9 protein-coding genes are annotated in these 13,331 nt (G+C 60.3%); 3 read left to right on the top strand and 6 right to left on the bottom strand.

Going from position 1 to position 13,331, the window contains the following annotated elements; genetic code table 11:
* The first annotated feature begins 79 nt into the window (after positions 1-79).
* From lon to ACYCFC_RS07945, 3 genes are all read left to right on the top strand, one after another.
* Positions 80-2,476, top strand: coding sequence for an endopeptidase La (gene lon, locus ACYCFC_RS07955; RefSeq protein ID WP_181085306.1), 2,397 nt, complete (start codon positions 80-82; stop codon positions 2,474-2,476).
* A gap of 132 nt (positions 2,477-2,608) precedes the next feature.
* On the top strand, positions 2,609-2,881 hold the full coding sequence (gene hupB, locus ACYCFC_RS07950; RefSeq protein ID WP_003282502.1) for a nucleoid-associated protein HU-beta: 273 nt from the start codon (positions 2,609-2,611) through the stop codon (positions 2,879-2,881).
* 205 nt (positions 2,882-3,086) lie between these two features.
* Positions 3,087-4,940 (top strand): SurA N-terminal domain-containing protein, encoded by a 1,854-nt coding sequence (locus ACYCFC_RS07945; protein ID WP_459653621.1) that lies wholly within the window; start codon positions 3,087-3,089, stop codon positions 4,938-4,940.
* Between the two features lie 107 nt (positions 4,941-5,047).
* Here ACYCFC_RS07945 and fabI read toward each other — a convergent pair whose 3' ends face one another.
* The 6 genes from fabI to ACYCFC_RS07915 are packed head-to-tail and all read right to left on the bottom strand — an operon-like array spanning position 5,048 to position 13,272.
* Complete coding sequence (gene fabI / locus ACYCFC_RS07940) at positions 5,048-5,842, bottom strand: enoyl-ACP reductase FabI (RefSeq protein ID WP_181085310.1); 795 nt, start codon at positions 5,840-5,842, stop codon at positions 5,048-5,050.
* Positions 5,829-7,466, bottom strand: coding sequence for an ABC transporter ATP-binding protein (locus tag ACYCFC_RS07935; protein ID WP_459653620.1), 1,638 nt, complete (start codon positions 7,464-7,466; stop codon positions 5,829-5,831). Before ACYCFC_RS07935 ends, fabI begins: the two co-directional genes overlap by 14 nt.
* A gap of 1 nt (position 7,467) precedes the next feature.
* Complete coding sequence (locus ACYCFC_RS07930; protein WP_181085314.1) at positions 7,468-8,487, bottom strand: ABC transporter permease; 1,020 nt, start codon at positions 8,485-8,487, stop codon at positions 7,468-7,470.
* Entirely contained in the window at positions 8,487-9,560 is a 1,074-nt protein-coding gene (locus ACYCFC_RS07925) for a microcin C ABC transporter permease YejB (RefSeq protein WP_181085316.1), read from the bottom strand. Before ACYCFC_RS07925 ends, ACYCFC_RS07930 begins: the two co-directional genes overlap by 1 nt.
* Positions 9,561-9,562: 2 nt before the next feature.
* A complete protein-coding gene (locus ACYCFC_RS07920; RefSeq protein ID WP_459653619.1) occupies positions 9,563-11,446 on the bottom strand; it encodes an extracellular solute-binding protein in 1,884 nt (627 codons plus the stop codon).
* On the bottom strand, positions 11,443-13,272 hold the full coding sequence (locus ACYCFC_RS07915; RefSeq protein WP_459653968.1) for an extracellular solute-binding protein: 1,830 nt from the start codon (positions 13,270-13,272) through the stop codon (positions 11,443-11,445). Before ACYCFC_RS07915 ends, ACYCFC_RS07920 begins: the two co-directional genes overlap by 4 nt.
* Positions 13,273-13,331: the final 59 nt, after the last annotated feature.

The raw sequence follows: 13,331 nt of genomic DNA, 5'->3' as shown, positions 1-13,331 counted from the left end.
TTTTGCCCAGCGTGCCCTCATCTTAGCCGGCATGGTGTTTCCCGTTTACCGCCGTATGGCCGTCGTAGAGCTGAATTTTATGAAGACAACCATCGAATTGCCCCTTTTGCCGCTGCGCGATGTCGTGGTCTACCCGCACATGGTGATACCGCTGTTCGTTGGCCGTGAAAAATCCATCGAAGCGCTCGAATCGGCGATGGCAGGCGACAAGCAGATCCTGCTGGTGGCTCAGAAGAACCCGGCGGACGATGATCCAACTGAGGAAGGCCTCTACCGTGTAGGTACGGTGGCAACCGTACTGCAGCTGCTCAAGCTGCCGGATGGGACCGTCAAGGTGCTGGTTGAAGGCGAGCAGCGTGGCGCCATGGAGCGTTTTATCGAGCTCGAAGATCACTGCCGTGCCGATGTATCGCTGATCGATGAGGCGGACATCGAAGCGCGCGAAGCGGAAGTCTTTACTCGCAGCCTGCTGAGTCAGTTCGAGCAGTACGTTCAGCTCGGCAAGAAGGTGCCTTCCGAGGTGCTGTCGTCTCTGGCGAGCATTGTCGAGCCGGCGCGCCTGGTCGATACCATGGCCGCCCATATGGCACTCAGGATCGAGCAGAAGCAGGCCATTCTGGAAGTGACCGATCTGCCGGCCCGGGTCGAGCATGTCATGGCGCTGCTGGATGCCGAGATCGACCTGCTGCAGGTCGAAAAGCGTATTCGCGGTCGCGTCAAGAAACAGATGGAGCGTAGCCAGCGCGAGTACTATCTGAATGAGCAGATGAAGGCCATTCAGAAAGAGCTGGGCGATATCGACGAAGGACACAACGAAATCGATGACCTGAAAAAGCGCATCGAGAATGCAGGCCTGAGCAAGGACGCCCATGCCAAGGCGACGACCGAGCTGAACAAGCTCAAGCAGATGTCGCCGATGTCAGCCGAGGCCACGGTGGTGCGGACCTACATCGACTGGCTGGTCAATGTGCCGTGGAAGGCCGCCAGCAAGGTGCGCCTGGATCTGGCCAAGGCCGAGGAAGTGCTCGATGCCGATCACTACGGGCTGGAGGAGGTCAAGGACCGCATCCTCGAATACCTGGCCGTGCAGAAGCGCGTGAAGAAGCTCAAGGGCCCGGTGCTCTGCCTGGTCGGGCCGCCTGGTGTCGGTAAAACCTCTCTGGCCGAGTCCATTGCCCGTTCCACCAACCGCAAGTTCGTCCGGATGGCGCTGGGCGGGGTGCGTGACGAGGCGGAAATTCGCGGTCATCGGCGTACCTATATCGGTTCGATGCCGGGGCGCCTGATCCAGAAGATGACCAAGGTAGGCGTGCGCAACCCGCTGTTCCTGCTCGATGAAATCGACAAGATGGGCAACGACATGCGTGGCGATCCGGCCTCGGCGCTGCTTGAGGTGCTGGACCCGGAACAGAACCATAATTTCAATGACCACTACCTTGAGGTCGATTACGACCTGTCGGATGTGATGTTCCTCTGTACCGCCAACTCGATGAACATCCCTCCGGCCTTGCTCGACCGCATGGAGGTGATTCGTCTTCCCGGCTACACCGAGGACGAAAAGATCAACATCGCCATCCGTTATCTGGTGCCCAAGCAGGTCCAGGCCAACGGACTGAAGAAGTCCGAACTGCAGTTCGACGAAGACGCGATTCGCGACATCATCCGCTACTACACCCGCGAGGCCGGCGTTCGTGGTCTGGAGCGCCAAGTGGCGAAGGTCTGCCGCAAGGTGGTCAAGGAACATGCTGCCCAGAAGAGCTTCGCGGTAACGGTCACCTGCGAGACGCTTGAGCACTTTCTGGGCGTGCGCAAGTTCCGTTATGGCCTCGCCGAACTGGAGGATCAGGTCGGCCAGGTAACCGGGTTGGCCTGGACCCAGGTCGGGGGCGAACTGCTCACGATCGAAGCGGCGGTGGTGCCTGGCAAGGGCCGGCTGACCAAGACCGGCTCTCTGGGGGACGTGATGGGCGAATCCATTACCGCAGCGCTGACCGTGGTCCGCAGCCGTGCCGCCAGTATGGGCATTGCGCCGGATTTCCATGAAAAACAGGATATCCATATTCATGTTCCGGAAGGGGCAACGCCGAAGGACGGCCCAAGCGCCGGTATTGGCATGTGTACGGCGCTGGTGTCGGCCCTGACACAAATTCCGGTACGCGCGGAGGTCGCCATGACCGGCGAAATCACTCTGCGCGGACAGGTGCTGGCCATCGGCGGGCTGAAAGAGAAACTGCTGGCTGCGCACCGGGGCGGCATCAGAACAGTGATCATCCCTGAAGAGAATCAGCGTGATCTGAAAGAGATTCCCGAGAATATTAAGCAGGACCTGCAGATTAAACCTGTGAAGTGGATTGACGAAGTCCTCCAAATTGCGCTGCAATACGCGCCGGAGCCCTTGCCTGACGCGGCTCCCGATATCGTTGCGAAGGAAGACAAGCGCGAGTCTGATTCCAAGGAGCGAATCAGCACGCATTAGCCTGAAAGGCTTTGTTGACATATTTTCGGCGCCCTTGATATAAACCGGCCCTTCGTGTCGCTGGCGTTTCAGCACCGTTTTGCCTACACCCAAAATTAAAGATACGACTCAACAGAAATAAGGGGACTTAGAGTGAACAAGTCGGAACTGATCGATGCCATCGCTGCATCTGCTGATATCCCGAAAGCTGTTGCTGGCCGCGCGCTGGATGCAGTGATTGAATCCGTCACTGGCGCTCTGAAGGCTGGTGATTCCGTGGTGCTGGTTGGTTTCGGTACTTTCGCTGTCAAGGAGCGCGCCGCACGCACTGGCCGCAACCCTCAGACTGGCAAGCCGATCAACATTGCCGCGGCCAAGATTCCGGGCTTCAAGGCTGGCAAGGCTCTGAAAGACGCGGTCAACTAAGCGCTTTCGATCCGGCCGGTTGTCAGCTCGTTCTGACCCTGCCATGGAGCGGTTACCTGTAGGCCATGCCTGTTGCAGTCGGGCTTGAAACCAAGTCCAACCGCTCCAAAAGCTCCGAGAAGGCGCATCCCCGGATGCGCCTTTCTTTTTATCCGGATTCCACCCGTGCTGCAGTGACTTTGCGCAGCTGACTCCTGGGGGATGCATGCTTCAGAATATCAGGGACAATTCACAAGGCTGGATTGCCAAGACCATCATCGGCATTATCGTCATGCTACTGGCGCTGACGGGCTTCGAAGCCATTTTCAACACATCGGGCAGCAGCCGTAATGCCGCTGAGGTGAATGGCGAGGAAATCTCGCTGGACAATCTCAATCAGGCGATGAATATGCAGCGCCGGCAGCTGGTCCAGCAACTGGGTGGCGATTTCGATCCTTCGCTGCTGGATGATCGACTGGTTCGTGAATCCTCCCTGCGCGGTCTGATCGACCAGACCCTGCTGTTGCAGGGCGCACGCAAGGCTGATTTCGCCTTCTCCGATACAGCACTCGACCAGTTGATTCTGCAAACGCCCGAATTTGCCGTCGATGGCGTGTTCAACGCTGGCCGCTTCGACCAGTTCATTCAGCAACTGGGCTACACAAGGCTTCAGTTCCGCGATCTGCTCCGCCAGGAAATGCTGGTAGGCCAGCTCCAGGCGGGTATCGGCGCTTCCGGTTTCGTTACCGATGAGCAGATCCAGCACTTCGCACGCCTTGAGCAGCAAACCCGTGACTTCGCAATCGTTACAGTGCCTGCAGATAACACTGCGGTCGAGGTGAGCGAGGAGCAGGCACGTGAATACTACGAGCAGAATACGGACCGTTTCCGTTCACCCGAACAGGTTGTGCTGGACTACATCGAGCTGAACAAGGAGTCTTTCTTCGATCAGGTCGATGTCACCGATGAGCAGGTGCAAAGCCTGTATCAGCAGCGTATCGCGAACCTGGCGGAGCAGCGCCGCGCGGCACATATCCTGATCGAGTCGGATGGTTCAGGCGACACCGAGGCAAAGGCGAAAATCGATGAAATCGCCCAGCGCCTGGCTGCTGGTGAAGATTTCGCGGCGCTGGCCAAGGAAGTCTCCGAGGACCCCGGCTCCGCTGGCGAGGGTGGGGATCTGGGCTTTGCCGGTCCTGGCGTTTACGATCCTGACTTCGAGGATGCGCTCTATGCGCTGGCACAGGATCAGGTGTCGGAGCCCGTACGTTCGGAGTTCGGCTGGCATCTGATCAAGCTGCTGGGCATTCAGTCGCCCGAAGTACCGGCACTGGAAAGCCTGAGGCCCGAACTGGTGCGTGAGCTCAAGGCGCAACAGGTCGAACAGCGCTTCGTGGAAGTCAGCAAGCAACTGGAAGACTATGCCTTCGAGTCTTCCGATCTGGCCCAGCCAGCGCAGGAGTTGGCGCTGACCGTGCAGACCACCGAGGCCTTCGGTCGCGAAGGGGGCAACGGCATCGCCGCCAATCGTCAGGTTATTCAGACGGCATTCAGCGATGAAATTCTGGTTGATGGTGCCAACAGCGGCATTATCGAACTGGACCCGGATACCGCCGTCGTCGTGCGGGTCAAGCAGCATCTGCAGCCTGAAGTTATGGCGTTCGATGCGGTGAAGGAGGGTATCATTGCCCAGTTGCAGCAGAGCGAGGCAGCCCAGAAAGCCAGCGAGGAAGGCCAGCGCCTGCTGAACGCACTGCGTGACGGCGAGCAGGTTGAAGGGCAGTGGCAGGCGACAGAGGCCGCCTCACGCAGTCAGGAAGGCGTTGAACCTGCCGTGCTGCAGCAAGCGTTCCGTATGCCACGCCCGGAAGCGAGCGACAAGCCAAGCTATGGCAGCGTTCGTCTCGGTAACGGTGATTTCGTCGTCATTCGCCTGGAGGGCGTCAGCGAACCGAATGCCGAGCTTTCCGAGCAGGACAAGCAGAGCTATCGCCGCTTCCTGGCCTCACGCAGCGGCCAGCAGGATTTCGCGGCCTACCGTGAAATGCAGCATGCCGAGGCCAAGATCGAGACCTTCTGATCCGTATCGGCTGGCCGGGCGCTTACAAGTTCGTAAGCGCTTGGATTGCACAAACAAAAAACCGCACCTGGGTGCGGTTTTTTTACGACTTTTTCCGGCGTGCAGAATCAGTCTTCGATGGCACCCATGGCAGTGGTGTTGAAGCCGCCATCGACATAGAGGATTTCACCGCTGATGCCGGAAGCGAGATCCGAGCAGAGGAAGGCGCCAGCGTTACCAACTTCCTCGATGGTCACGTTGCGACGCAGCGGAGTCTGCTTCTCGTTGGCGGCGAGCATCTTGCGGAAGCTCTTGATGCCGGATGCTGCGAGCGTGCGGATCGGGCCGGCGGAAACCGCATTGACGCGGGTGCCTTCCGGGCCAAGGCTGCCGGCCAGGTAGCGGACGCCGGCTTCAAGACTGGCCTTGGCCATACCCATGACGTTGTAGTTGGGCATGGTGCGCTCGGCACCGAGGTAGGACAGGGTGAGGATGGAGCCGTTGCGGCCCTTCATCATCGGACGCCCGGCCTTGGCCAGGGCCACCAGGCTGTAGGCGCTGATGTCGTGGGCGATCTTGAAGCCGTCACGGGTGGTGACGTCGGTGAAGTCGCCATCGAGCTGGTCGCCCGGCGCGAAGCCCACGGAATGGACGATGCCGTCCAGGCCATCCCACTTCTTGCCCAGTTCGCTAAAGACCTGGGCGATTTCATCGTCGTTGGCCACATCGCAGGGGAAGCACAGTTCCGGACCCGAGCCCCAGCTCGCGGCGAACTCTTCGACACGGCCCTTGAGCTTCTCGTTCTGATAGGTGAACGCCAGCTCGGCGCCTTCGCGGTGCATGGCCGCCGCGATGCCCGAGGCGATCGAAAGTTTGCTGGCAACGCCAACGATCAGTACGCGCTTGCCGCTAAGAAAACCCATGTGCTTGTCCCTCTTCTGGTTGTTCAGCCGCTGGCGCCATGAAGGCGGACTCCAGCAACTGCTGTGTATATGGATGTTGGGGCGCGGCGAAGATGGTCCTGGCCGCACCCTGTTCAACTACCTTGCCTTGCTTGACCACCATCATCTGGTGGCTCAGCGCCCGTACCACCGCCAGATCGTGGCTGATGAACAGGTAGGTCAGGTTGTACTTGGCCTGAAGCGAGCGCAGTAGCTCCACAACCTGCCGTTGTACGGTTCTATCCAGGGCAGAGGTCGGCTCGTCGAGCAGAATCAGCTCGGGTTTGAGCACCAGGGCCCTGGCAATGGCGATACGCTGTCGCTGGCCCCCGGAAAATTCGTGGGGATAGCGATGGCGAGTCTCCGGGTCGAGCCCTACCTCGACCAGCGCATCGATGATCGCCTGCGCCTGTTCCTCGGCGTTGCCCATTCCATGAATGTCGAGGCCTTCGCCAACGATCTGGCCGACGGACATTCGTGGGCTGAGGCTGCCGAAAGGGTCCTGGAACACCACCTGCATCTGCCGCCGCAGGGGGCGTACCGCGCGCTGGGACATCTTCTCCAGCGCCTGGTCCTGAAAACGTATCTCGCCGCGACTGGACAGCAAACGCAGTATCGCGAGCCCCAATGTTGACTTGCCGGAGCCGCTTTCGCCAACAATTCCCAGTGTCTGCCCTCTGGGCAGGCTGAAGGTGACGCCATCGACAGCCTTGATATGGTCCACCGTGCGCCGCAGCAAGCCCTTCTTGATCGGGAACCAGACCCGCAGGTCCTGCACTTCCAGCAGGGGTGGCGCAGGCTCGGCTGGTGCCGGGTCGCCGCTGGGCTCGGCTGCGAGCAATTCCTGGGTATAGGGATGCTGCGGTTTGTGAAACAACTCCTCGCACGACGCCTGTTCGACGATGCGACCGCGCTGCATGACACATACGCGATGCGCAATGCGCCGAACCAGATTGAGATCATGGCTGATCAGCAGCAAGGACATGCCCAGGCGTGCCTGCAATTCCTTGAGCAGCTCAAGGATTTTCAGCTGTACCGTGACATCCAGCGCCGTGGTGGGTTCGTCGGCGATCAGCAGTTCGGGTTCGTTGGCCAGCGCCATGGCGATTACCACGCGCTGGCGCTGACCGCCGGAAAGCTCGTGTGGATAGGCGCGAATGCGTTTTTTCGGTTCCGGTATGCCCACCAGTTCCAGCAGTTCCAGGGTGCGGGCGCTGGCCGCCTTGCCCCTCAGCCCCTTGTGCAGCTGCAGCACCTCGTTGATCTGGGTACCGACCGTGTGCAGCGGATTCAGCGAAGTCATGGGCTCCTGAAACACCATGGCGATGCGATTGCCGCGTATCTGCCGCATGCGTTTCTCGTCCGCCTTGAGCAGGTCCTCGCCCGCATAACGGATTTCTCCGGCTGGGTGCCTGGCAAGCGGGTAGGGCAGCAGTCGCAGTATCGAATGGGCCGTGACGGATTTGCCCGAGCCGCTTTCACCCACCAGCGCCAGGGTTTCGCCCTTGCGAATGTCGAAACTGACGCCTTCGACGACGCGTTGCGCTCTGTCCACGTTGACGAACTCGACGGCCAGGTCGCGCACTTCTATCAGATTCTCAGCCATGCTATTTCCTGGGGTCGAAGGCATCGCGAGCGGCCTCGCCGATGAATACCAGCAGGCTCAGCATGATCGCCAGCACCATAAAGGCACTGATGCCCAGCCAGGGCGCCTGCAGGTTCGACTTGCCCTGGGCTACCAGCTCACCGAGCGAGGGTGCTCCGGGCGGCAGGCCGAAGCCGAGAAAATCCAGGGCCGTCAGCGTGCCGATGGCGCCGGTGAGGATGAAGGGCATGAAGGTCATGGTCGAGACCATGGCGTTGGGCAGGATATGGCGGAACATGATGGCGCCATTGCCCATGCCCAGTGCCCGCGCGGCACGCACGTATTCGAGATTGCGTCCGCGCAGGAACTCGGCGCGCACCACATCGACCAGGCTCATCCAGGAGAACAGCAGCATGATGCCCAGCAGCCACCAGAAGTTCGGCTGCACGAAGCTGGCGAGGATGATCAGCAGATAGAGCACCGGCAACCCGGACCAGATTTCCAGCACCCGCTGGCCGAGCAGATCGACCCAGCCGCCGTAGAAGCCCTGCAGGGCGCCAGCGATCACGCCGATGACCGAACTGATCAGGGTCAGGGTCAGCGCAAACAGCACCGAGATGCGAAAGCCGTAGATGATGCGGGCGAGCACGTCGCGGCCCTGGTCGTCGGTGCCCAGCCAGTTGGTTGTCGAGGGCGGGCCGGGCGCGGGCACCTGCAGATCATAGTTGATGCTGGAATAGCTGAACGGAATCGGCGGCCAGATCATCCAGCCATCCTTCTCCTCGATCAGTTCCTGTATGTATGGGCTCTTGTAGTTGGCCTGCATGGGAAACTCGCCACCGAAGCGGGTTTCCGGGTAGCGCTTGAACACCGGGAAAAACCATTCACCGTCGTAGCGCACTACGATGGGCTTGTCATTGGCGACCAGTTCAGCACCGAGACTGAGAATGAACAATGCGAGAAACAGCCACAGTGACCACCAGCCGCGCTTATGCGATTTGAACAGGGCAAAACGGCGCTGATTGAGGGGGGACAGTGTCATCAGGCCTCCCTGCTTTCGAAATCGATGCGTGGATCGACCAGGGTGTAGGTCAGGTCACCGATCAGCTTCACTACCAGTCCCAGCAGGGTAAAAAGAAAGAGGGTGCCGAACACCACCGGGTAGTCACGGTTGATCGCCGCCTCGAAGCTGAGCAGTCCCAGGCCATCGAGGGAGAAGATCACCTCGATCAGCAGCGAGCCAGTGAAGAACATGCCGATGAAGGCTGCCGGAAAGCCGGCGATGATGATCAGCATCGCATTGCGGAACACGTGCCCGTAGAGCACCCGGTTCTTGCTCAGGCCCTTGGCGCGGGCGGTGATGACGTACTGCTTGTTGATCTCGTCGAGAAAGCTGTTCTTGGTCAGCAGCGTCAGGGTCGCGAAGTTACCGATGACCAGGGCGGTGACGGGCAGCGCCAGGTGCCAGAAGTAGTCGAGGATCTTGCCGCCCAGCGTCAGCTCGTCGAAGTTGCCCGAGGTCAGCCCTCGGAGTGGAAACCAGTTCCAGTAGCTGCCACCGGCGAACAGCACGATCAGCAGGATGGCGAACAGGAAGGCCGGGATGGCATAGCCGATAATGATCGCCGAGCTGGTCCAGACGTCGAACGGGCTGCCGTGGCGCGTGGCCTTGGCGATGCCCAGGGGGATCGAGGCCAGGTACATGATCAGGGTGCTCCACAGACCCAGGGAGATCGACACCGGCATTTTTTCGATGATCAGGTCGGTCACCTTGGCATCGCGAAAGAAACTTTCGCCGAAATCCAGCCGCAGGTAGTTGCTGAGCATGATCCAGAAGCGTTCCGCAGGCGGTTTGTCGAAGCCGTAGAGGCGCTCGATCTCCGCGATCAGGTCGGGGTCGAGGCCCTGGGCACCGCGATAGTTGTTGCCGGCGGCGGCCACTTCCGAGCCGCCGCCGGCGATGCGGCTGGTGGCGCCTTCGAAGCCTTCCAGCTTGGCGATGGCCTGTTCGACCGGGCCGCCGGGTGCGGCCTGGATGATGAGGAAATTGATCAGCAGAATGCCGAACAGGGTCGGGATGACCAGCAGCAGCCGGCGAAAGATATAGGCGAGCATTCCTAGCGCTCCGCGTCTGGTTGGGCAGGATTGCTGGCCTGCGCTTCAGTGAGCGGCTGCTCGTCGCTGGCGTTCGGATCGGGTGCCGCGCTATCGGGCTTGTGCCACCAGGTCATCAGGCCGATATCGCTGCGGGGCGTGATTGCCGGATGCGCCAGATGATTCCAGTAGGCGACCCGCCAGGTCTTGATGTGCCAGTTGGGCACGACATAGTGGCCCCAGAGCAGCAGGCGATCCAGCGCGCGGGTGCGGGTGATCAGCTCTTCGCGCGAGTCGGCGGCGATCAGCTTTTCCACCAGGGTGTCGATTGCCGGGTCCTTCAGGCCGATGAAGTTGCGGCTGCCGGGGTTGTCGGCACTGGCCGAATGCCAATATTCACGCTGCTCGTTGCCCGGCGAGCTGGACTGGCCGAAGCCACTGACGATCATGTCGTAGTCGCGTGAGCGCAAGCGGTTGATGTATTGCGAGACATCCACACGGCGGATTTCCAGATCGATGCCCAGATCGGCCAGGTTGCGCTTGTAGGGCAGCAGCACGCGTTCGAATTCAGCCTGCACCAGCAGAAACTCAAGCTTGACCGGTTTGCCGAGGTTGTCGACCATCCGGTCATCCTGAATCTTCCAGCCTGCGTCGGTCAGCAGCTTGTAGGCTTTGCGCTGCTGTTCGCGAATCACGCCATCGGCGCTGGAACGCGGCAGCTCGAAAGGTCTTTCGAAGAGTTCTGCAGGTATCTGATTTCGCAGGGGTTCGAGCAGGGCCAGTTCCTTCTCGTCCGGCAGTCCCGAGGAGGCCAGTTCGGAGTTGTCGAAATAGCTCCGGGTGCGGTTATAAGCGCCGTTGAACAACTGGCGGTTGGTCCATTCGAAATCGAACAGCAGGGCGATGGCTTCCCGAACCCGAACGTCCTGCAGGCGTTCCCGGCGGATGTTGAAGATGAAGCCCTGCATGCCCTGCGGGTTGTGATTGGCGATCTCGTCCCTGACGATGCGCCCGCTGCGCACCGCTTCGATGTTGTAGGCGGTCGCCCAGTTCTTCGCGGTGCGCTCTTCCCAGAAGTCGAAATGCCCGGCCTTGAAGGCCTGCAACGCCACGGTATTGTCGCGGTAGTAGTCCAGGCTTATCCGATCGAAGTTGTAGAAACCGCGGTTGACCGGCAGGTCCTTGCCCCAGTAGTCCTCGACGCGGGCATAGCGGATCGAACGCCCCGCCTGCACCCGCTCCACGCGGTAGGGGCCGCTGCCCAGCGGTGGCTCCAGGCTGGTGGCGGCGAAATCGCGCTCGGCCCACCAGTGTTTCGGCAGGACCGGCAACTGCCCGAGAATCAACGGCAGTTCACGGTTGCCGGCGTGCTTGAAATCGAAGCGAACCCGGCGTGGCGTCTCGGCGACCACTTTTTCGACGTCGGCATAGTAGCCGCGATAATGTGGCGCACCCTGGCTGATCAGGGTTTCGAAGGTGAATACGACGTCTTCGGCCTTGACCGGCTCACCGTCATGGAAACGCGCTTCGGGGCGCAGGTGAAAGCGTACCCACTGGTTGTTGGGGCCTTTTTCGATCTTTTCCGCCAGCAGGCCATAGACGGTGAAGGGTTCGTCGAGGCTGCTGGTGGCCAGGGTATCGTAGATCAGCCCGATGTCGTCGGCGGCAACGCCCTTGTTGATGAAGGGATTGAGCGAATCGAAACTGCCGAAACCTGCCTGGCGCAGCACGCCGCCTTTGGGTGCATCGGGATTGGTGTACTCGAAATGGCTGAAGTCAGCGGCATATTTCGGTTTTTCGCCATACAGGGTCAGTGCGTGCTGTGGCGCTGCCGTGGCGAAGCTGGCCAGGCAGCAGAGGCTAAGAATGCCTGCTTGCAGGGATGGCCAACGTAAGCTGTTTGTCATTGAGCCTTCTCCAAATCCTTCAACCACCACGCGCGCAACCCGAGGGTGTAGGGCGGTGTGGTGAGATGGGCGAACCGGTTGCGGTACGCCAGACGGTGATTGCTGATGAACCAGTTGGGGATGCTGTAGTGGTTCCACAACAGCACACGATCGATGGCGCGGGCAGCGGCAACTTGCTCCTCGCGCGTTTTTGCGGCGATCAGCCTGTCGAGCAACTGATCGATAACCGGATTGGCGATCCCCGCATAGTTGCGGCCTCCCTTGATATTCACCTGGCTCGAATGAAAGTAGAGCCACTGTTCCAGGCCGGGGCTGAGGCTCTGGCCCAGGGTGGCCAGGATCATATCGTAGTCGTACTGATCCAGCCGCTGCTTGTACTGGGCGGCATCGACGGTGCGCAGGCGCGCCTGGATGCCGATGCGGGCGAGATTGCCGGTATAAGGCTGAAGAATACGCTCAAGACGCGGGTTGACCAGCAGGATCTCGAATTGCAGCGGGCGGCCATTCTTATCGCGCAGGCCTTCGGGCTTCAGTTTCCAGCCGGCGTCCTTGAGCAGTGCCAGGGCCTGGCGCAAGGTATCGCGTGGGATGCCGCGCCCCTCCGTCCTTGGCAGTTCGAAGGGTTCGGTAAAGAGCGCGGCAGGGAGCTGCTCGCGAAACGGTGAAAGCAACAGCCATTCACCGCCTTCCGGGCGGCCTGTCGCGGCAAAATCGCTATTGGGATAGTAACTTTCGCTGCGTTGGTAGGCGCTGTAGAACAGGGCTCGGTTGGTCCACTCGAAATCGAACAGCATGCCCAGTGCCTGGCGAACCCTGATATCGGCAAACAATGGTCTGCGACCATTCATGAACAGGGCCTGGGTCTGGGTTGGGATCTGATGCGGGATCTCGGCGCGCACCACCTCGCCTCTGGACAGCGCCGGAAACTGATAGCCGTTGGCCCAGTTTTTCGCCTGGTGTTCGATATAGAAGTCGAACTCGCCCACCTTGAACGCCTCGAAGGCCACGGTGCTGTCGCGGTAGAACTCGACCTCGACCCGGTCGAAATTGTACTTGCCGCGATTGACTGCGAGCTCCGCGCCCCACCAGTTCTTTACCCGCTCGAACTGGATGCGACGTCCGGGCTGGACGTTGCTGATGCGGTAAGGGCCGCTACCCAGCGGGGGCTCGAACGTCGTGGCGCGAAAATCGCGGTCCTTCCAGTAATGCTGGGGCAGTACCGGCAGCTCGCCAAGCCGCATGATCAGCTGCGTATTGTCGGGCTTGTCGAACACGAAGCGAATCTTGTGGCGGTTGAGGATGTCGACCCGCCTGACGCCTTGCAGGTCGGTGCGATAGCGGGGATGGCCGTCCCTGAGCAGCAGGCGATAGGAAAAGGCGACATCGTAGGCAGTGATGGGATGACCATCATGAAAGCGCGCCGAATCGCGCAGATTGAACACGACCCAGCTCTGGTCGTCGCTGTATTCGATGGTTTCGGCGATCAGCCCGTATACCGAGGCTGGCTCGTCGCCCGAAGGATCATAGAGGCCCGATCCCACCATCAGTGTCTCGTTCAGCTCGCTGATGCCGTATTGAAAGAAGCCCGGTGTGGCGATAGGGCTGGTGCCCTTGAAGGTGTAGGGGTTGAGCGTGTCGAAGCTGCCTGCGGCCATCAACCGTAGCCGCCCACCTTTGGGCGCATCGGGATTCGCCCAGTCGAAGTGGGTAAAGTTCTCGGGATACTTGAGTGTGCCGAACTGGGCATAACCATGACTTTCGCTGATGGCGGCGAAAGATGGGAAGCTCAATCCCAGGCAGATCAATAGCAGCAGGGTGAGGCGCATCAAACGGAAAATCCGATCCATGGCACTTGCGGGCTTTTCGGTCGGCTACAGTAACAGCT

The sequence above is a fragment of the Stutzerimonas sp. NM35 genome (assembly GCF_054604355.1).
This window is presented reverse-complemented; position numbering and strand designations above follow the sequence as displayed.